15 protein-coding genes and 3 pseudogenes are annotated in these 19489 nt (G+C 69.6%); 11 read left to right on the top strand and 7 right to left on the bottom strand.

The annotated features are described in order from the left end of the window. Window positions 1-616 precede the first annotated feature (616 nt). Window positions 617-1198, top strand: coding sequence for a flavoprotein (locus ACFYP5_RS38365; RefSeq protein ID WP_389044637.1), 582 nt, complete (start codon window positions 617-619; stop codon window positions 1196-1198). A gap of 670 nt (window positions 1199-1868) precedes the next feature. On the opposite strand, the gene ACFYP5_RS38360 is transcribed toward ACFYP5_RS38365, so the two are convergent. Then, a complete protein-coding gene (locus ACFYP5_RS38360) occupies window positions 1869-2078 on the bottom strand; it encodes a hypothetical protein (protein ID WP_389044635.1) in 210 nt (69 codons plus the stop codon). Between the two features lie 210 nt (window positions 2079-2288). Between ACFYP5_RS38360 and ACFYP5_RS38355 the strand changes: the two genes are divergently transcribed. Further along, the gene (locus ACFYP5_RS38355; protein ID WP_389044633.1) at window positions 2289-2615 is read left to right on the top strand and encodes a hypothetical protein; all 327 of its coding nucleotides are present in this window, start codon (window positions 2289-2291) and stop codon (window positions 2613-2615) included. A 685-nt stretch (window positions 2616-3300) separates the two neighbouring features. Here the strand turns inward: ACFYP5_RS38355 and ACFYP5_RS38350 are convergent. The 3 genes from ACFYP5_RS38350 to ACFYP5_RS38340 all read right to left on the bottom strand — a co-directional run bounded on the left by ACFYP5_RS38350 (window position 3301) and on the right by ACFYP5_RS38340 (window position 6067). Then, the gene (locus tag ACFYP5_RS38350) at window positions 3301-3720 is read right to left on the bottom strand and encodes a cupin domain-containing protein (RefSeq protein WP_389044632.1); all 420 of its coding nucleotides are present in this window, start codon (window positions 3718-3720) and stop codon (window positions 3301-3303) included. Window positions 3721-3816: 96 nt separating this feature from the next. Then, the gene (locus ACFYP5_RS38345; RefSeq protein ID WP_389044630.1) at window positions 3817-5013 is read right to left on the bottom strand and encodes a low temperature requirement protein A; all 1197 of its coding nucleotides are present in this window, start codon (window positions 5011-5013) and stop codon (window positions 3817-3819) included. 121 nt (window positions 5014-5134) lie between these two features. After that, window positions 5135-6067 (bottom strand): alpha/beta hydrolase, encoded by a 933-nt coding sequence (locus ACFYP5_RS38340; RefSeq protein ID WP_389044627.1) that lies wholly within the window; start codon window positions 6065-6067, stop codon window positions 5135-5137. A gap of 110 nt (window positions 6068-6177) precedes the next feature. On the opposite strand from ACFYP5_RS38340, the pseudogene ACFYP5_RS38335 reads away from it, so the two are divergent. Beyond that, window positions 6178-6525 (top strand): annotated as a pseudogene (locus ACFYP5_RS38335) (transcriptional regulator); the annotation flags it as partial. A gap of 35 nt (window positions 6526-6560) precedes the next feature. Next, complete coding sequence (locus ACFYP5_RS38330) at window positions 6561-7421, top strand: helix-turn-helix domain-containing protein (protein WP_389044625.1); 861 nt, start codon at window positions 6561-6563, stop codon at window positions 7419-7421. Window positions 7422-7588: 167 nt separating this feature from the next. Here ACFYP5_RS38330 and ACFYP5_RS38325 read toward each other — a convergent pair. Beyond that, a pseudogene (locus tag ACFYP5_RS38325) lies at window positions 7589-7889 on the bottom strand (CDP-alcohol phosphatidyltransferase family protein); the annotation flags it as partial. A gap of 158 nt (window positions 7890-8047) precedes the next feature. Between ACFYP5_RS38325 and ACFYP5_RS38320 the strand changes: the two are divergent. Beyond that, window positions 8048-8435 (top strand): annotated as a pseudogene (locus tag ACFYP5_RS38320) (hypothetical protein); the annotation flags it as partial. Between the two features lie 78 nt (window positions 8436-8513). Here ACFYP5_RS38320 and ACFYP5_RS38315 read toward each other — a convergent pair. Further along, window positions 8514-9638 carry a winged helix DNA-binding domain-containing protein gene (locus ACFYP5_RS38315; protein ID WP_389044623.1) on the bottom strand — a complete coding sequence of 375 codons (1125 nt, stop codon included), beginning with the start codon at window positions 9636-9638 and terminating at the stop codon, window positions 8514-8516. After that, complete coding sequence (locus ACFYP5_RS38310; protein ID WP_389044620.1) at window positions 9635-10624, bottom strand: MDR family NADP-dependent oxidoreductase; 990 nt, start codon at window positions 10622-10624, stop codon at window positions 9635-9637. The genes ACFYP5_RS38315 and ACFYP5_RS38310 overlap by 4 nt, the downstream gene beginning before the upstream one ends. Window positions 10625-10716: 92 nt before the next feature. Between ACFYP5_RS38310 and ACFYP5_RS38305 the strand changes: the two genes are divergently transcribed. The 6 genes from ACFYP5_RS38305 to ACFYP5_RS38280 all read left to right on the top strand — a co-directional run bounded on the left by ACFYP5_RS38305 (window position 10717) and on the right by ACFYP5_RS38280 (window position 19256). Further along, the gene (locus ACFYP5_RS38305; RefSeq protein WP_389044618.1) at window positions 10717-11670 is read left to right on the top strand and encodes a helix-turn-helix transcriptional regulator; all 954 of its coding nucleotides are present in this window, start codon (window positions 10717-10719) and stop codon (window positions 11668-11670) included. 466 nt (window positions 11671-12136) lie between these two features. Beyond that, window positions 12137-13621 carry an aldehyde dehydrogenase family protein gene (locus ACFYP5_RS38300; protein WP_389044617.1) on the top strand — a complete coding sequence of 495 codons (1485 nt, stop codon included), beginning with the start codon at window positions 12137-12139 and terminating at the stop codon, window positions 13619-13621. Between the two features lie 21 nt (window positions 13622-13642). Continuing rightward, entirely contained in the window at window positions 13643-15169 is a 1527-nt protein-coding gene (locus ACFYP5_RS38295; RefSeq protein WP_389044615.1) for a GMC family oxidoreductase, read from the top strand. Beyond that, window positions 15169-16218: a glycine betaine/L-proline ABC transporter ATP-binding protein gene (locus ACFYP5_RS38290; RefSeq protein WP_389044612.1), complete on the top strand. Its 1050-nt coding sequence runs from the start codon at window positions 15169-15171 to the stop codon at window positions 16216-16218. Before ACFYP5_RS38295 ends, ACFYP5_RS38290 begins: the two co-directional genes overlap by 1 nt. 112 nt (window positions 16219-16330) lie before the next feature. Beyond that, on the top strand, window positions 16331-18289 hold the full coding sequence (locus ACFYP5_RS38285) for an ABC transporter permease (protein ID WP_389044610.1): 1959 nt from the start codon (window positions 16331-16333) through the stop codon (window positions 18287-18289). A 1-nt stretch (window position 18290) separates the two neighbouring features. Further along, window positions 18291-19256: an ABC transporter substrate-binding protein gene (locus tag ACFYP5_RS38280; protein ID WP_389044607.1), complete on the top strand. Its 966-nt coding sequence runs from the start codon at window positions 18291-18293 to the stop codon at window positions 19254-19256. The last annotated feature ends 233 nt before the right edge of the window (window positions 19257-19489 follow it).

The following is a 19489-nucleotide window of genomic DNA, read 5'->3' as shown; positions in this document are numbered from 1 at the left end:
ATCCCACGGCTTCGGCCGAGCCACCCCACACCCCCGGATCATCAGTCCCGGAGTGATCCAACCACCTCGAAGATCATTTCGTTAGGAGTTCTAAGCGCGAGGGCTACGGCCCCCATGCCGCGCGTTATCGCGTCGTCTTCCACGATCACCAAGATCAGGATTGGCATCACGATCACCAAGTGCCATCGCGGGTGATCCCACCTGCTCGGCTTTGCCATCTCGCCCCCTCGATCGGCACCCTAGCCGACGGTGGTGAAGCCTGAATGGCCGACTCAAGCTCCGCCGCGCGAGTACCAGAGCACTGGTTTGGAAGACGGCGTATGTGGCCCACGGCCAAGCCCATGGCCGACCTGCCGAGACTCCGACCTGGGACAGAGCACAGTCCGGCCCGTCGTTCGCGGTGGTTCCCCGCTGCGTCCCCCCGAACGGGCACGCAGCGGGCAACGGTGAGCACCTCGATGCGAACCATCGGCACGACGGTCACTGAGGTCTGTCGGCCTGGCAACACGGGCTGTAGGGATCAGCCACGGTTGCTGGTAGTCGGTGTGGTTGCTGTACTTCTCTGCTGTACTGCTGGCCCTGGGACCGACGGATACGGGACGGTGGAACGGTGAGCGTGGGCAGTCGCGGAGTGCTGGCAGTCGTAGGCACGGCAGCCGATGGAATCGAGACCCTGCGCACCGGACTGGTCGAGCCAGCCGTCGCCCTCGGCTGGCAGGTAGCCGTGACCCTGACGCCGAATGCCGGCCGATGGCTGAGGGCGAACGGCGAACTGGACCGACTGGGGGCACTGACCGGCCTACCGGTGCGGGACGCGCCTCGTCTGCCGACTGAGCCCCGCGCCCACCCGGTCGCCGACTGCTACGTCGTCGCCCCCGCGAGTGCGAACTTCATCGCCAAGCTCGCGACGGGCATCGCGGATAACCAAGCCCTGACGCAGGTGAGCGAGGCGCTCGGCACGACCGGCGTCCCCGTCGTGGTGTTCCCCCGGGTCAACGCAGCTCACGCAAGACATCCGGCATGGCAGGGGCACATCGAAGCGTTGCGGAGGGCGGACGTGGATCTTGTCTACGGTCCTGACGTCTGGCCACTGTACGAACCTCGCGAAGGCCCAGAAGTTCGAGAGCTGCCCTGGACCACGATCATGGAGTCCATCCAGAAGCTAGCGACCGATGCTTCTCGCCGGTTTGCGGTGTGATCGTGCCGTGCAGGTACGGCGAGCGCTTGCCGGGGCCTGCCGGTCATGAGCAGTCGAAGCCGGTGAAGACAGAAGGTACTAATGGTTATCGCGCTCGTTCTATGGCTACTGCTGCCCGTCGCCTGGGCCGCGCTGCCCTGGCTGCCTCCGAACCGGACGTTCGGCTGCTCCGTGGCAGCGGCGCAGCTGATGCTGTCCGTAGCGGCCTTCTCCGTCGGAATGCCAGCGGAGAATCTGCCGCCATGGTTCCTCATTCCAGGGCTGGTCACCTCTGTGGTGCGACTGGCGTCTGTGCCCATGATGCGCCCGATGAAAGGATATGCAACGCCGTCAGGCGGTGATCTCGACCGGGAAGAAACCGAACTGCGACCCCCGCTTTAGGAGTGCGAGCCGCGCCCCACACGGCCTGCAGGATGTCGTCCAACTAGGCGGCTTCGGATTGGTACTTGACTGTCTCCCGCCGCTGTCGTCTGCCGACGTTGATGTCATCTGGTGATGTCAGCCGTGGGGGACAGACAGCACCACTATGAGGTCATCACACGGCACCACGGTCCGAGATGACAAGACGTCGCCGTGGTAGAACGCCGTTGATCGTCCTCACGGAACGTGTGCCAGAACCCGAGAAGTAGCAGCGCGGGCGGCATGCAGTGGGCCTCGCCTGCGAGTGACGTCATTGCCCGGCGCGCGACCGGGTGAGTCCCATTCCGACCTCGGTCAGCATCTGGCCGAGGAGGTGGAGGGCTTGCGCGAGCGCCGGCACTCCACGCGCGGTGCCCGTCCAGTAGGCGTCGGTGAGCCTCTCGGTCTCCGCGAGGATCTGGTCGTCGTCCTGGGCGGCCAGGACGAGGACGAAACGCACGTAGTCTCCGCTGTTCCTCAACTTCCTGTGGCTGCGCGGAAAGGTCTGGACGCAGGCGGTCGAGACGGACGTCGACGACTTCCAGTTCTGGCGCCAGGCGTCGCCCGAGAACCCGGTGCGGTGGGCGGGAATAAGTGGAATCGCGAACTGGCCTCGCTGATGAACCTGTACACGTGGGCGACAAAGCCGGGTAACGAGTATCTACCGCGCAAGCCGGTGCCAGTGCATCGTGTGATCGGCAGGCGTGGCCAGGTCGGCGAGGTGGCGGACGGGAAGGCGAAGGACGCCCGGGGCAGCAACGTTCATTGGCTGACGCCTCGGACATTCCGGCTCTGGGTGGACGTCGGGCTCCGCGGTCACGGCGCTGATGGTCTTCCCTCGCCGGGCTGGCTGGGCCGCTTGGAGGACCGCAATGTCCGCGCCACCGAACTCGACGAGCGGGCAGGCCATGTCCCCGTTCCGCTGAGCGAGCGACTCCAGGGCAAAGCCGCCCGGTTGCGCGACCTCGCCGACACCCACCACCGCACCCGCATCCGGCTCCAGGACGGCACCGCATGAGCCTGCACCCGACGAACGAGACCGCATCCGCGCGGCCATGAACCGCATCCTGCAGGGACCCCACAACGTTCAAACGGCGCCCTGACAATCGTCGCTCTGGCCCAGGAAGCCGACGTACCCCGCAACGCACTCACCCAGCGCCACCTCGACCTCAAGAACGCCTTCTATAGGCAGGTCAGGGTTCGCGGACGAATGCCGGACTCCGAGATCCGCCTGCGCCGACAGATCGTCAAACTCAAGGAGCTCACACAGCTGAGCTGTCCCAGCTGCGCACCGATGTCGACCATCTTGTGCGCGCCGTTCACCAACTGGCCGTAGAGAACCGGCAACTACGCGGTGCACTGTCGCGGCCCACATCCCCCGTTCGAGTGCTGCCCACCCAACCGCACCCGAACCGAACACTCTGACTCGCTGCTCGCCCCACTGCGGCACCCGTCACCGTCGGCACATGCGTCCCGCACTGCACGACAACACGTTGATGGCCGCCGTTGGCAGGCCGCGGTCAACCACGCCCACCTCGATGTCTGGCTCGACGGCGTGCACGGCTTCAACCACATGGCCGCCAACACCGGTCGCGCCCTCGCCGAACACGTCTCGTTCTGCTTCAACGTCCACCCATCGGCCAGGCACTGGCCGAAGCCGTTCGCGCCCGATGAGAAGCGGCGGATCGTCACCGCAGGGCATGTCAGTGGCTGCGGGTGCGCGGAGCGGCGTACTGCTCGTCGGTGATGTGCTCCAGCCAGGTCGTCTCGGGCCGCTCGTCGCCAGGCGCGGTGCCGTCCCACATGGCGATGTGCTGCATGAGGCGGTCAGGAGTGGCGCCGTGCCAGTGCTGCTCGCCGGGCGGGCAGATGACCGTCTCGCCGGGGTGTGCCTCGAAGACGATGTCGTCGCGGGTGCCGATCAGGGCGATACCGGCGACGACATGCAGGGTCTGGCCGACGGCGTGGTGGTACCAGGCGGTGCGGGCGGCCGGGGCGAAACGCACCATGTTGGCGCGCAGGCGGGAAGGTTCTTGACCGGCGTGGATGACGTCGAACCAGACGTCGCCGTTGAACCAGTCTCCAGGGCCCTTGCCGGTGGGGCGGGGCACTACGAATTCCATGCTGTGCTCCTCGGAAACAGTGCGGTGGGGAAGGGACTGGGCCAGGCAGCGTCGGCCTGGGCGAGCTTGGCCTCTGCAGCGGCGAGGCAGTCGTCGTCATCGACGAGCCGCAGCGGCGGCTGCGTTTGAGTCTGTGGTCGTCGTTTGAAGGGAGTTGGTCAGCCGCCGGTGCGCCCGGGTGAGGACGGTGGCGGTGACGACGAGGATGAGGTCGAGGACGGCCAGGGAAGCCAGGGGAGGGAGCCAGACGGCGACCACGCCCGTTGCGGCAAGGACGGCGGCTGCGAGGAGGCGTTCCTTCCAGGCGCCGCCGGCGGTGGTGCCGAAGAACCATGCGGTGGTGGCGAGGTAGAGGGCGGGACCGCCGAAGAGGAGGAGGGCGAGGCTGGTGGAGCCGTGGCCGGTGGGGTGGGCGATGGCGAGTTCGCTGCCGACGGCGAGGGCGACCAGAGCGGCCAGGACCAGGTAGGCGCTGTTGACTCCGAGCCGGACCGATCGGACGGGATCGGGGCTGTTGGCGACGGAGTCGGTGATGACGTCCTCGCCGCCCCCGAAGTAGGCGGCCCACAGGCACACCAGAGCGGTGAAAACCGCGGCGGTCGCGAGCACGTTGGGAACGTCGACGGGGGCTTCGGACATGGTGCGGCCGGCGGTGAGGACGGTTTCGCCGAGCAGGATGATGAAGAACAGGCGGAGGCGTTCGAGCATGTGGTCGGCGTCGAAGGCGAGTTGACGGCTGCTGAGGGTCCGGCCGGGCAGCGGGTGGGCCAGCCAGGTGCCGGTGAGGTCGATCAGGGCTGCGGCCGCCCACCACCACAGCCGGGGTCCGGAGCCGACCGCGGCGCCGATGATCCACAGCGGGGCGGACACCGCCATCCAGACCAGGGTGCGGCGGAAGTGCTCGCGCAGAGCGTCGGTGCGGCCGGCCAGAGCGGTCACGGCGCCTGCGAAGAACAGGATCGCGAGGAGCGGGATCACGAACGCCCAGGCCCGGTCGTCGAAGGCGCCGGGGATCGTGGCGTTCATGAACAGCCCGAGGCCCATGACGATGACGATCATCCACCGGGTGACGTCGCGGTGGACGTCGAGGAGGGTGGCCTCGTAGCTGGTGTAGGCCCACGTGCCGAACACCGCCACCAGCAGGACGCCCGTCTCGGCGGCGCCGCGCCAGGTGAGGTGCTCCAGGAGGTGGTGGGAGAGCTGGGAGACCGCGAAGACGAAGGCGAGGTCGTAGAACAGCTCCAACGGAGACACTTCCCGCCGCAGTCTCAACGACTCGGGCACGCTGCTCATGGTCGGATTCTCCTCAACCGAGGTGGCGGGCTGGGTACCCGCCGAATCGGGCTGGTCAGGTCTCGCGCGGCGGCGGCCGGACATGGATGCCCGGCCGCCGCCGTCATGTAACGGGTGGATGTCAGCCCTGGTCGGCCGGCTTGGCCGCGAGGTGCTCGTTGTAGAACGGGACGGCCTCGGCGATGGCCTGGTCGACGTACTTGGGGACGTCGTAGAAGTCCATGTGCGTGCCGCCCTCGACGATGCGGAGCTTCTTGGTGGTGCGGGCGCGGCCGTGGAGTTCGGTGGACATCCACAGCGATCCGGCCTCGCTGCCGGCGACGACGAGGAGGGGCTGGGTGAGGAGGTCCTCGACCATGTGGAAGGCGTCGAAGGTGAAGATCCGCGAAACGCTCTTGGTGAAGAGGAACTTGTTCTTGGCGTTGGGGTGCTGGGCGCGCGGGGTGAGGTAGTACTCGCCGGCCTCGACCAGGTCGCGCGGGGTGTTCTCGTCCGGCTCCGCCGGAACGTAGGGCAGGTAGGTGGGCTCGGCGCCCTGGGAGGCTTCGGCGGTGCGCTGCTGGGCGACGGCCTTGAGGGTGGGGACGGCGGCGGCGTCGGAGTCGGTGCCGTACCAGCCGCGGCGGAAGTTGGTGCCGATGTTGACGGCGCTGACGGTGGTCAGGGCCTTGATGCGGTAGTCGGTCATGGCGGCGTTGACGCTGTAGCCGGCGCCGGCGCAGATGCCGAGGGTGCCGATCCGCTCGGGGTCGACGAAGTCGAGGGTCTGCATGTAGTCGACGGCGGCGCGGACGTCGTCGACGCGGGCGTAGGGGTCCTCCAGGTGGTGCGGCTCGCCGCCGCTGTCGCCCTGGAAGGAGGCGTCGAAGGCGAGGGCGACGAAGCCCTGCTCGGCGAGCTTGCTCGCGTACAGGCCGGCGGCCTGCTCCTTGACGCCGCCACCGGGGTGGACCACGACGATCGCGGCGTGGCGGCTGGTGCGGTCGAGGCCCTCAGGCAGGTAGAGGTTGCCCGCCATGGTGATCTGGCCGTTGGGGAAGGTGATGGCTTCCACCGTGGTGCTCCTGTGTCGTGTGGTGTGGTGGGGGTGGTCTCAAGAGGTGCGCAGGTGCGCGAGGTCGTCGCGGACGCGGGCCGGTTCGGCGTCCAGCGGCATGTTGGGGCTGTCCTCGTCAGCTGCGTATGGAAGCAGCGCTCGACTCCGACAGCCCGCGTCTCGCCGGGCTCGTCGGCGAGCTGTCGGTCCGGGACGCCGACTTCCGCAGCTGGTGGGCCGCCCACCACGTCGCGGCACGCGGCGTCGGCACCAAGGTCCTGCGGCACCCGGTCGTCGGCGAGCTCACCCTCGACTGGGACACCCTCGCCCCTACCGTCGACGCCGACCAGCACCTCGTCGTCTGGACCGCCGAACCCGGCTCCCCCTCCCACGACGCACTGCGCATCCTCGCCTCCTGGACAGACGGCACCGCCCCGGCCCCCGCAGACAGCAGCAGCGGCACAGCGTCCGGCTGACCGGACCCGGCACCGACGGCGGTCACACTGGAACCATGAACAGCGGCAACGGTGACCCGAAAGAACTGGGCGTCTTCCTCAAGGCCCGCCGGGCCGACCTGGACCCCCTCCAGGTCGGTCTGCCCGATACCGGAACCCAACGAAGGGTGAAGGGCCTGCGCCGCGAGGAAGTCGCACAGCTCGCCGTGATCAGCACCGACTACTACACCCGCGTCGAGCAGGGCCGCATGCAGGCATCCGTTCCCGTCCTGGAAGCCATCGCCCGCGCCCTGCGCCTCACCGGTGACCAGCGCACCTATCTCTTCGAGCTCGCCGGCCGAGCTCGAAGCGAACCGCCCGCCCGCTCCAGCCGGGAAATCACCGAGCACTGCCGCAGGCTCCTCGACCAGCTCACCGAGTCACCCGCCGTGGTCCTGTCCGACACCATGGACGTCCTGGCCTGGAACCAGCTAGCAGCCGCCCTCCTCACCGACTTCGCACAGGTCCCCGAAGCCGACCGCAACTACGTCTGGCTCCTGTTCAACGACCCCACCCTGCGCGCCCTCTACGAAGACTGGCCCGCAGGCGCCCACGCCTGCGTGGCCTACCTGCGCATGCACACCGCGCACCACCCCGACGACCCCCGCCTCCAGCACCTCCTGGAACGCATGGCCCCGCACGCCGACTTCCAGCATTGGTGGCAGAACCGCGAAGTCGCCGTCCAGGGCACCGGCAACAAGATCTTCCACCACCCCGTCGCCGGCACCGTCACCCTCGACTGGGACACCCTGACCAGCTCCACCACGCCTGACCAGCACATCGTCATCTGGACCGCCCCGCCAGACAGCCCCTCGGCAAAGGGGCTCCGACTCCTGGCAGCAGCACAACCCAGGGACCGGGCCGCCTCGTCTCCCTGAGCGGCCCGCCGGTCTCCTCTGGTTCCGTCCGCTCTACACGAAGGGCCCGTAGCTGACGACCGCCGCCGGGCAGTCCTCAGCAAGCCCAAGGAGCGCCTGCCGCTCCGCCTCGTCGGCAGCCAGGGGCCGGCGCCGCGGTGACGCGTGCGTCATCCCACGCGACCCGCTCAGTAGGACGTTCGGTGCATTTCCCCTTGTCCAGGGTGTTTGGCTAGGCGGCGGACCTGAAGCACGTACAGGGCTCCGGACCAGCAGTACAGGGCGACTCCCCAGCCAGCAAACGCCCATCCGATGACGCCGGCGAGTTCATGGAACGTGCCGGATCCGTCGCTGAGCAGCAGCAGGGGGGAAGGCGTACATGAGGCAGAAGGTGGCGGCCTTGCCGAGGAAGTTGACCTAGGACGACAGGTAGCCGTGGCGTCGGAGGCTGGCCATCATCGCGAGGAGGATGAGGTCCCGGCCGAGCAGCGGACGCGCCCATCGGCCGCCTGGGCGCCGCCGAGGAGATCGTCCCCGAGGAGGCCCGTGTTGCAGCGCGGGTCGGAAACGCACGTCCGTGCTCAGCGTGGTCACCGCGGCGGACTGGCCATAAGGATCCACCTCGCCGCAGACGTAACTGCCGGCCCCTGGCCTTCTTCCTCACCGCCGGACAAGCTGGCGATGCCTCGGCGCTGCGGCCCGAGCGGCCGCTCTGCCGCCCGGACCATCCCCTTCACTGCCACCGCCCGCGCATCAACGACTGGATCGTGTTCGACAAGCTCCTCCAACTGCTGTGTTTCGGCTGCTCCTACGAAGCGATCGCCGACACGTCCTGCTCGGCCGGCACCATCCGCTGTCGGCGCGACGAGGGGATCCGACTGGGGCGTCGCGCCTTCAGCCAGTTCAAGCAGATCGCACCCCGGTCGTGCCCTGGCCGCGGCGGACTGCCACGACTCCCCACTGCTGGCCCCCACTCCGGACCGCCTCGCGGACCTCGGGCCGCTGCCCAACGACATCACGGTGCACCTGGACGCCTGATGTGACTCGAACAAGACCCGCGCCCGCGCTCAACTCGCCCAGCCTTGATCGAGTGGTAGGTGCAGAGGTGAAAGCTCAAGACGACTGAGCCGCGACAGGGTCGCTGTAGGTCACCACCTTGCCTCCCACGAATTGCAGCAGCCGGTCGGCTTCATGTTCCAGGGCTGCCCGATCGGTTGCGCGGAGCGGTCGGAACGGGGTGAGCCGCAACGTCCCGGCGTCGAGGGACCACGTCCCGTGCACCCAGCCGTCCACCAGGAAGGTGGGCCGAACCTGTGCCTGGCCGGGCATCACCCGCTTCCGGTCCTCGTCGCTGATGACCCGGGTCCGGTCGGCGTGGCCGAGCAGGACGTTGTCGAAGGCGGGCAGCAGCCGCACTGGAGCGAGCGTTTCGGGGTCGGGCAGCTCGGCGTCGGCCAGATCGATCAGATCCCTGCCGTCGGGGCCGGAGTAACGGCGCAGTTCGGCGCGCATCTCCGCGACGACCTCGCCCAGGCGGGTCAGTCCGCACCAGGCCTGGACGTCCTTCACTCCGGCCGGGCCGAAGGCGGCCAGATAGCGGCGGATCAGCTGCTTGGCCGAATCCTTGGCTGCGGTCGCCGCCGCTGCCGTCGCCATCCGCTGCCCCAGCCAGACCTCGGCGGGCGTGACCGAGACCGCCGACCGGTTGCCCCATGAGCCCCACGCGCCGGTGGCCGCGCCGTGGACGAGGGGGGTGCGCAGTTCCACCTGCCCAGCCAGAATCCGGCCGTCGCGTCCCGGATGGCGTTCGGCCAGCTGCCGGGCCAGCTCCTTGCGCGACAGCGTCCCTCCCGCGAGCAGGTCGAGTCCCTCGGCCACCAAGGACGCCGCGTCCAGGCCTGTGCTGTTCCGGGTGAAGTGGGGCGAGCGTGCCGTGCGGTCGAGCACGGGCTGCAGCAGCGGCCGCAGCAGACGGAAGTCGTCGGCCGCGGCGAGGTGCTGCGTACTGCGGAGCAGACCGGAGCGGACCACCTGCCGGTCCTCCAGCAGTGCGGTGAGCTCGGACTGCGTGAAGGCGTGGATCCTGCTCCACAGGCCGACATAGGCCCAGTTGGGCTCCTGTGCCTGCAGTGCGACCAGTCGCCCGATCACCTCCAGCGGGGTGCGATCGGTGCGCCCCAGCAGGAACTGGCGGTCCATCAGCGTCCGGTTCAGGGCCCGGAGGGAGAGTGCAGTCACGGCAGTCGCACCGAGACATTGCCCTGGTAGGAACCCTGCAGCAGGGAGAGGAACGCCTGTGGCACGTCCTCGATCCCACCCTCGACCACTGTCTGCGGGTAGACGAAGCGGCCCTCGGCCAGCCAACTGCTGAAGTGCTCGCGCCAGGCAGCGATCTGATCGGGTGTGTGGTAGCAGGAGAACGGCAGTAGCTCGACGCCCTTGGCCTCGGCCGCCGCGCGGTCGGGCTGCGGGAAGCGCTGCGCCGCGTCGCCGAGCTGGCTGGACAGTGAGCCGCAGAGGGCGAAGCGTGCTCCGGGCCGGGCCGCCTGGAGCGCGCCCTGGTACTGCTCGCCGCCCACGACGTCGAAGAAGACCGAGATGCCTTCGGGCGCGAGTTCCTCGAGCCGGTCGGCCGCGGAGCCGTCGTGGTAGTCGAAGGCGGCGTCGTAGCCGAGCTCGTTCACCAAGTAGGCGGCCTTCGCCGGGCTTCCGGCGCTGCCGATCACCCACGCCGCGCCGAGGCACTTGGCGATCTGCCCGGCCAGCGAGCCGACCCCGCCCGCCGCGCCGGAGACGAAGACCACGTCGCCTTCGCCGACGGCCGCCACCTCGGCCATCCCGTAGTAGGCGGTCGGTCCCTGGCCGAGGTAGTAGCCGGGGTCTGCGAAGAGCTGACGGTTGAGCTTGAGGTACGAGCCGGCCGGGCCTGCCGAGTACTCGCTCCAGCCGGTCATCGACTGGACCAGGTCGCCGACCTCGAGTTCGGGGCTGCCGGATCGGACCACGGTACCGATGGCGGCCATCCCTACCCGCCTGCCCGGCTGCCAGGCCGGGACCGGGATGGTGCAGTCGGCCCGCATCAGCTCCAGGTAGGTCGCGGCGAGCCCGATCCGATCGGTGCGTACCAGGACCTCGCCCTCCACCTCGGTCTTGGCGACGGTGAAATGGTCGAGCGTGGGGGTGCCGATGATCTGGGCAGTCAGCTGGATCTCACGGCTGATCAATTTTCTGTCCTTACCTCGGGTGGGGCCGTCGAGATCGACTCTAGGGAGGCTTCCGGCCAGTTTCTGACCGGAAGTCGGGGCAGGATGTCGGCATGGCGAACACCAGCTCACGGACCCTCAGACTGCTCTCGCTGCTGCAGACCCACCGGCACTGGTCCGGCCTGGAACTGGCCGACCGGCTTGGGGTCTCCGAGCGGACGCTGCGTCGCGATGTGGAGCGGCTGCGCGAGCTCGGCTACCCGGTCGGTGCGGCACGGGGCACCGACGGCGGCTACCAGCTCGCGCCCGGCGCCGTCCTGCCGCCGCTGCTGCTGGACGACGAGGAGGCGGTGGCCCTCGCGGTGGGCGTCGGCGACGCGGCGCAGAGCGGGATCGCGGGGATGGAGGAGGCGTCGCTGCGCGCACTCACCAAGGTGGTGCGGGTCCTGCCGCCCCGGCTGCGGGCCAGGGTGGACGCCTTGCGGGCGATGACCCTCTCCGCTGTCGTGTCCGCGCCGGTTGTCGCGGCGGGGGTGCTCACCGCGGTCGCTCAGGCCTGCCGGGACGAGGAGCGGCTGCGGTTCGGCTACACGGCCAGGGGTTCCGCACCCACCGAGCGCGAGGTCGAGCCGCACCGCGTCGTCGCACTCGGTGGACGCTGGTACCTGGTGGCCTACGACCTGGGTCGGCACGACTGGCGCAGTTTCCGCCTCGACCGGCTGACCGAGCCGACGGCGACCGGCACGCGCTTCCGGCCGCGCCTGCTCCCGGCCGAAGACGCCGTGGCCTTCGTCCGGGCGGCGAGCGGGGCCCCGGCTCCGTACACGGTCGAGGTCCTTGTACATGCGCCCTCCTCGCGGGTGCGGCAGATGGTCGGCCGCTGGGGCACGATCGAACCGCTCGATCAGGACAGCTGCCGGCTCACCATGACCTCGACCTCCCTCGACTGGCCGACCCAGGCACTGGGCAACGTGGGCGCCGAGTTCGAGGTCCTGGGGCCGCCGGAGTTCGCCGCGCACGTCCAGGAGTGGGGCGCCCGCTTCATCCGGGCCACCCGCGCCGCATGACCTTCCTCGCCGTGGCACCGCGATGGCGGCGCGACGTTCGTGGCAGCCGGCGGGGCAGTGGAAAGGCGTTCTGCCAGGAGTGGGAGGGCTTGAAAATCGGTCTTACAGAGCCCTGAACGGGTCGGCCCCTCGGACGAGCCTTGCGAGAGCGGATGCCTGACATCGGCGAAGCCCGGCGCGCCTTGGACCCGGCCGAGCCGGCCGGCGGCGAGGGCCTCGCGCGGACCGGGTGACGTCTCCGACGAGGAGCCGCACCGGTCCGGAACTCCGCGCATCGTGCCGGCCGGCCCGGCCTGCCGCCTGATGTGGGGATCGCCTGCGGAGTGTCTCCGCAGCAGCGCACCCGCGTGAGCCGGGTCACTTTCGGTCAATCGTTGCGCATGGCTTTCGCCTTCCGGGGAAGAGGACCAGATCCCTGGGATACCCCCGTATCGGATAAGCAAGCTCAAGAACGGCGAGGCCGGACGTGTCGGTACAAAAGACCATCCACGTGGGCGGAGAGTGGCGAGAAGCCGCCTCCGGCGCCACGCGCGAGATTCTCGACCCCGTCGACGCGACGGCGTTCGCCGTCGTCGCGGAGGGTGACGTCGCGGACACGGACGCCGCCGTCGCCGCGGCCAGGGCGGCCTTCGACAACGGGCCCTGGCCGCACACGCCCGTCGCGGAGCGGGCCGCACTGCTCCGGCGGGTGGCCGACCTGCTGGAGCGTGACCGGGAGAAGATCGGCGCTCTGGAGTGCCGGGACGCCGGCAAGACGCTCGAAGAGGGACGCGTCGACGTGGACTGCGTGCGCGACGCCTTCCGTTACTTCGCCGACCTCGTCATGAACGAGAGCGGCGGACGCGTCGTCGACGCCGGATCCGACGAGATTCACAGCGTCGTCGTGCACGAGCCCGTCGGAGTCTGCGGACTCATCACGCCGTGGAACTACCCGCTGCTCCAGGCCAGTTGGAAGATCGCACCCGCACTCGCCGCGGGCAACACCTTTGTGATCAAGCCCAGTGAGATCACGCCGCTGACCACCGTTGCCCTCGTGGCGCTGCTCGTCGAGGCCGGACTGCCCGCAGGTGTGGCCAACATCGTCACCGGTGCCGGTGCCGCCGTCGGTGCCCGGATCGCCGACCACCCCGACGTCGATCTCGTCTCCTTCACCGGCGGACTCGCCAGCGGTACGAAGGTGATGCGGGCCGCCGCGGACAGCGTCAAGAAGGTCGCGCTCGAACTCGGCGGCAAGAACCCCAACGTGGTGTTCGCTGACGCGTGCGCCACCGACGAGGGCTTCGACACCGCCGTCGACCAGGCACTGAACGCCGCCTTCATCCACAGCGGGCAGGTCTGCTCAGCCGGTTCCCGGCTGATCATCGAGGAGTCGGTCCGCGACCGCTTCGTCACCGAACTCGCCCGGCGCGCCGCGAGGATCCGTATCGGCCGCGGCACCGACGACGGTGTCGAATGCGGTCCTCTCGTCTCCGAGCAGCAGCTCGTCAGGACCGAGGAGTTCGTGGCCTCCGCGCTGAAGGAAGGTGCGGTGCTGCGGACCGGTGGCGAGCGTCCCGAAGGCCCCGGGTACTTCTACCGGCCCACGGTTCTGGACCACTGCGACCGTTCCATGCGCGTCGTGCGCGAGGAGATCTTCGGGCCGGTTCTGACCGTCGAGACCTTCCGTACCGAGGACGAGGCCGTCGCCCTCGCGAACGACACCGAGTACGGACTCGCCGGCGCCGTGTGGACTGCGGACGCGGGCCGCGGACGCCGGGTCGCGGGCCGGTTGCGCCACGGCACCATCTGGATCAACGACTTCCACCCCTACCTGCCGCAGGCGGAGTGGGGCGGCTTCGGGAAGTCCGGCATCGGCCGGGAGCTGGGCCCGACGGGCCTGGCCGAGTACCGCGAGGCCAAGCACATCTACCAGAACCTCGCCCCGCGCCCTGTGCGCTGGTTCGCGGGCTGAACGGGAGCAGAGGCGGAGAACATGACCGATTACGACTACGTCATCGTCGGCGGTGGCACCGCAGGTTCGGTGATCGCCTCCAGGCTCACCGAGAACCCGGACATCACCGTGGCCCTCATCGAGGGCGGACCGAGCGACGTGGGTCGGGACGACGTCCTGACCCTGCGCCGCTGGATGGGCCTCCTCGGCGGTGAGCTGGACTACGACTACCCCACGACCGAGCAGCCCCGCGGCAACTCGAACATCCGCCACAGCCGGGCCCGGGTGCTCGGCGGCTGTTCGTCCCACAACACCCTCATCGCCTTCAAACCGCTGCCGTCCGACTGGGACGAGTGGGCCGAGGCGGGTGCGTCCGGCTGGGACGCGGCATCGATGGACCCGTACTTCCACAAGCTGCGCAACAACATCGTCCCCGTCGACGAGGCCGACCGGAACGCCATCGCCCGCGACTTCGTCGACGCGGCGCAGGCCACGCTCGGGGTGCCGCGCGTCGAAGGCTTCAACAAGGAGGCCTTCCGGGACGGTGTCGGCTTCTTCGACCTCGCCTACCATCCCGAGAACAACAAGCGTTCCTCGGCGTCGGTGGCGTATCTGCACCCCTTCCTCGACCGCCCGAACCTCCACATCGCCCTGGAGACCTGGGCGTTCCGGCTGGAGCTGGAAGGAACGCGTGCGACCGGCGTGCGCGTGCGGACCGAGGACGGTACGGAGCGGCTCGTGCGAGCGCGGCGAGAAGTGGTGGTGTGCGCCGGTGCGGTGGACACCCCGCGGCTGCTGATGCACTCCGGCATCGGGCACCGCGAGGAGCTGGAGAAGCTCGGCATCCCCGTGGTGCACGACCTGCCGGGTGTCGGTGAGAACCTGCTCGACCATCCCGAGTCCGTCATCGTCTGGGAGACGCACGGGCCGATCCCCGAGAACTCGGCGATGGACAGCGACGCCGGGCTCTTCGTACGGCGGGACCCGAACAGCCAGGGCCCCGACCTGATGTTCCACTTCTACCAGATCCCGTTCACCGACAACCCCGAGCGCCTCGGCTACGAGCGGCCCGCGCACGGCGTGTCGATGACGCCGAACATCCCGAAGCCGAAGAGCCGCGGACGGCTGTACCTGACCAGCCCCGACCCCGAGGTCAAACCCGCACTCGACTTCCGGTACTTCACCGACGAGGACGACTACGACGGCCGCACGCTCGTCGACGGGATCAGGATCGCCCGCGAGATCGCAGCGCAGGAACCGCTGGCCGGCTGGCTGAAGCGCGAGGTCTGCCCCGGGCCCGAGATCACCTCCGACGAGGACATCAGCGAGTATGCGCGCAAGGTCGCGCACACCGTCTACCACCCCGCCGGAACCTGCCGCATGGGCTCGGCCGACGACGAACTCGCCGTAGTCGGACCCGACCTGAGGATCCGGGGCCTCGACGGCATCCGGATAGCCGACGCGTCCGTCTTCCCGACGATGACGACCGTCAACCCGATGATCGGCGTGCTGATGGTCGGGGAGAAATGCGTAGATCTGCTCGGTGCCACCCCTGGGGGTCATGCCTGATGAACACGCCACCGCACGTTTTCTCCGTACGCGACCTGTGGAAGGTGTTCGGTCCCAAGGCCGATCGCGTCCCCGGTGATGCCGAACTCGGCGCACTCACCCCGGCCGAGCTGCGCGAGCGCACCGGCTGCACCGCGGCCGTGCGCGACGTCTCGTTCGACGTCCGCAAGGGCGAGGTGTTCGTCGTGATGGGCCTGTCCGGGTCCGGCAAGTCCACGCTCGTGCGCTGCCTCACCCGGCTCATCGAGCCGACGTCCGGTGAGGTCACCATCGACGGCGAGGACGTGCTGTCGATGGATGCCGGCCGGCTGCGCGAACTGCGCCGCCACCGCGCCGCCATGGTCTTCCAGCACTTCGGACTGCTGCCGCACCGCTCGGTCATCGACAACGTGGCCTACGGGCTCGAGATCCAGGGCATGGGCCGCTCGCAGCGGCGCGAACGGGCGGCCGAGTTCATCGCCAAGGTCGGCCTCGACGGCATGGAGAACCGCCGTCCCGGACAGCTCTCCGGCGGTCAGCAGCAGCGGGTCGGACTTGCGCGTGCGCTCGCCGTCGACCCCGAAGTGCTGCTGTTCGACGAGCCGTTCAGCGCGCTCGACCCGCTGATCCGCCGCGACATGCAGGAGGAAGTCGTACGCCTGCACCGCGAGGAAGGTCGCACGATGGTCTTCATCACCCATGACCTGAACGAGGCGCTCAAGCTCGGCGACCGGATCGCGCTCATGCGCGACGGACAGATCGTGCAGCTGGGCACTCCGGAGGAGATCGTGGGTACGCCGGCCGACGAATACGTACGGGACTTCGTGCGCGACGTGCCGCGTGAGCAGGTCGTGACGGTGCAGACGGCCATGCGTCCCGCCGACGGTCAGGAGAGCGTCTCGGGCCCGGCGCTTGCACCTGGGACCACGGTCTCCGACGCGATCGAGGCGGTCGTCCGCACCGGCAAGACAGCGCGCGTGGTCGACAACGGCCGCTGCCTGGGCGTGGTCGACCACGCCTGCCTTCTCGGCGTCGTAGCCGGGATACCGGCCGTGAAGGAGGCCGCGTGATGCATGTGAGTACCTCCTCGGCTCCGCCGGGCCATACGTCTGCCGACCCGTCCGCGCCGGAATGCCGGGCCGCCGCGCGGGCCTCCTGGCCCACGGGCGGGGGGTGGCTGCGATGACCGCCACTGTCACCACTCCACGCACCACAGGGCTGGACGCCACCACGCCGGTCTCCTCCTTCGCGCGGCACCGCACCGGCGTCGTGCTGGCCGGCGCCCTCGCACTGCTGATACTCGGCGCCGTCCTCATCGGCGGCGGGACATGGCCCGAGAGCCTCACCGTCGATCTGACCGGTCCGCTCGGGGGTGTCAGTGACTGGATCATCGACCACCGCGACACCCACCCGCTGTTCCTCTACTTCTTCGGGCACATCAGCAACGCCGTCGTGCTGTCCGTACGCGGCGTCTACCTGGTCCTGCTCGCCGCCGGCTGGGCCGGTGTCACGGCCGCCGCCGGTCTGATCGCCTGGCGGGTCGCCGGCGTCCGGCTCGCACTCACCGCCGTCGCCGCGTTCATCCTCTGCGCGCTGCTCGGCATGTGGGTGCCCACGATGCAGACCCTCGCGCTGATGGCCGTCGCCGTCCTGGCCTCTGTGATCGTCGGAGCACTGCTCGGGCTGGCCGCAGGCCTGTCCGACCGCGTCTTCCGCTCGCTGCGCCCGGTACTCGACACCATGCAGGTCATGCCGGCCTTCGCGTATCTGCTACCGGTGGTGCTGGTCTTCGGCATCGGTGTGCCTGCCGCCGTCCTGGCGACCGTCGTCTACGCGGCACCTCCGATGGCCCGGCTGACCGCGCTCGGACTGCGCGACGCCGACGCCGGTGTCATGGAGGCCGCGGCCTCGCTCGGCGCCACGGGACGGCAGCGGCTCCTCACCGCCCGGCTTCCGCTCGCCCGCAAGGAACTGCTGCTCGGCCTCAACCAGACGATCATGATGGCCCTGTCGATGGCCGTCATCGCCTCCGTGATCGGCGCGGGCGGCCTCGGTGACCGCGTCTACCAGGCCCTCGCCTCCGTCGACGTCGGCGCCGCGCTCGCCGCCGGCATTCCGATCGTGCTGCTCGCCGTCGTCCTCGACAGGGTCACCGCCGCGGCAGGCAACAGCATCGGCACCGCCCCGCAGGCCGGGCCCGCCTGGGCCGGCCGGGCCGTCGTGGTGGCCGGCACCGTTGCCGCCGCCGTCGTGGGACGGCTCGCCGCCAAGCCGACCTGGCCCGATGCCTGGACCGTCGGCATCGCCGAGCCGGTCAACGAGGCCGTCGGCTGGATGACCGACCACCTCTACTCCGGCGTGCCCGTCATCGGCGGAACGGCGGACTGGGCCGCCCACTTCACCACCTGGATCCTCGATCCGGTGCGCGACGGGCTCCAGTGGCTGCCCTGGTGGGCACTGCTCCTGCTGGTCGCCGTACTCGCCATGGTGATCGGCACATGGCGCACCACGCTGACCGCCGTCCTCGCGATGGCCGCGATCGGCGTGCTCGGCGTCTGGGACCCGGCGCTCGACACGCTCTCCCAGGTGCTGGCCGGCGTCGCCGTCACCCTGGTGATCGGCTTCGCGGTCGGTATCGCCGCCTCCCGGAGCGAGCGGGTGGAACGCCTGCTGCGACCGGTGCTCGACGTGTTCCAGACGATGCCGCAGTTCGTCTACCTCATCCCTGTGGTCGCCCTGTTCGGCGTCGGCCGCGCACCGGCGGTGGCCGCCGCCGTCATCTACGCGCTGCCCGCCGTCGTGCGCATCACCACACAGGGGATGAACAGCGTCGACCCCGTCGTCATGGAGTCCTCGCGCTCGCTCGGTGCGACCGGGATGCAGCAACTGCGCAAGGTCCAACTGCCATTGGCCCGCCCGGCACTGCTGCTCGCCGTCAACCAGGGAGTCGTCCTCGTACTCGCCGTCGTCGTCATCGGCGGTCTCGTCGGCGGAGGTGCTCTCGGCTACGACGCCGTGTTCGGCCTCGCCCAGGGCGACCTCGCGACCGGTCTGGTCGCGGGTGCCGCGATCGTCTGCCTCGGCCTGATGCTCGACCGTGTCACGCAGCCGACACAGCGTCGTACCGAAAAGGGGGCCTGACATGGCTCGTCTGCGCACACCTCTGATCGCGCTCGTCTGCGCCGCCGGTCTCGTCGCCGTTGCCGGCTGCGGCGCGGCGGACATGACGCGCCAGCCCTCTCCGTTCGCCAATGCGCAGGGCGCCAGGACCGTGACGCTCTCGGTCCAGTCATGGGTCGGAGCCCAGGCGAACACCGCCGTGGCCGAATACCTTCTCGAACACGAGCTGGGCTACCGCGTCGACACCGTTCAGATCGACGAGGTGCCCGCCTGGGACGCCCTCAGCCAAGGCCGGGTGGACGCCATCCTGGAGGACTGGGGGCATCCGGACCAGGAGGCGCGGTACGTCAAGGACAAGAAGACGATCACGCCCGGCGGGGACCTCGGGGTCACCGGCCACATCGGCTGGTTCGTCCCCACGTACTTCGCCAAGGCGCACCCCGACGTCACCGACTGGAAGAACCTCAACAAGTACGCCGACCGGTTCCGCACCGCCGAGAGCGGCGGCAAGGGCCAGTTGCTGGACGGCTCTCCGTCGTACGTCACCAACGACAAGGCGCTCGTGCAGAACCTCGATCTGGACTACCAGGTCGTGTTCTCGGGTTCCGAGGCGGCGCAGATCACCCAGATCAAGCAGTTCGCCAAGGAGAAGAAGCCGTTCCTCACCTACTGGTACAAGCCGCAGTGGCTGTTCGAGAAGGTACCGATGACGGAGATCAAACTGCCTCCGTACAAGGATGGTTGCGACGCCGACGCGGAGAAGATCGAGTGCGCCTATCCGCACACGCCGCTGAAGAAGTACCTCAACGCGCGCTTTGCCGGCGACGGCGGCAAGGCGGCCCAGTTCCTCAAGAACTTCTCCTGGGGCACCGAGGAGCAGAACGAGGTTGCTCTGATGATCGCCGATCAGAAGCTCTCACCTCAGGAGGCGGCGAAGAAGTGGGTCGACGAGAACGAGTCGACGTGGCGCGCCTGGCTGCCCAAGTGATGTCTCCGGGCGGACCGCCGGCCTCCGCAACCGCTCGACTCGGTTGAGGGCGGACGTCCTCGCGGACGACGACCGACCGATGCGAGTCGTGGGGGGGGGGGGGGGGGGGGGGGGGGGGGGGGGGGGGGGCCGGGGGGCCCCCCCCCCCCCGGGGGGGGGGGGGGGGGGGCGGGGCCCCGCCGCCCCCGCGGGGTGGCGGTGGGAGGGTGGGGGGGGGGGGGCGGCCCCCCCGG

It is taken from the genome of Streptomyces sp. NPDC005262 (assembly GCF_042872425.1).
Taxonomy (GTDB): Bacteria; Actinomycetota; Actinomycetes; order Streptomycetales; family Streptomycetaceae; genus Streptomyces.
The sequence above is the reverse complement of the archived record's forward strand: the minus strand, read 5'-3'. Positions and strand labels throughout refer to the sequence as shown.

What these genes read in the sequence shown, in the direction of transcription:
- ACFYP5_RS38350 (WP_389044632.1), bottom strand. Translation starts at nt 3,720, where the DNA reads ATGGAATTCGTAGTGCCCCGCCCCACCGGCAAGGGCCCTGGAGACTGG.
- ACFYP5_RS38345 (WP_389044630.1), bottom strand. Translation starts at nt 5,013, where the DNA reads ATGAGCAGCGTGCCCGAGTCGTTGAGACTGCGGCGGGAAGTGTCTCCG.
- ACFYP5_RS38330 (WP_389044625.1), top strand. Translation starts at nt 6,561, where the DNA reads ATGAACAGCGGCAACGGTGACCCGAAAGAACTGGGCGTCTTCCTCAAG.
- ACFYP5_RS38305 (WP_389044618.1), top strand. Translation starts at nt 10,717, where the DNA reads ATGGCGAACACCAGCTCACGGACCCTCAGACTGCTCTCGCTGCTGCAG.
- ACFYP5_RS38295 (WP_389044615.1), top strand. Translation starts at nt 13,643, where the DNA reads ATGACCGATTACGACTACGTCATCGTCGGCGGTGGCACCGCAGGTTCG.
- ACFYP5_RS38290 (WP_389044612.1), top strand. Translation starts at nt 15,169, where the DNA reads ATGAACACGCCACCGCACGTTTTCTCCGTACGCGACCTGTGGAAGGTG.
- ACFYP5_RS38285 (WP_389044610.1), top strand. Translation starts at nt 16,331, where the DNA reads ATGACCGCCACTGTCACCACTCCACGCACCACAGGGCTGGACGCCACC.
- ACFYP5_RS38280 (WP_389044607.1), top strand. Translation starts at nt 18,291, where the DNA reads ATGGCTCGTCTGCGCACACCTCTGATCGCGCTCGTCTGCGCCGCCGGT.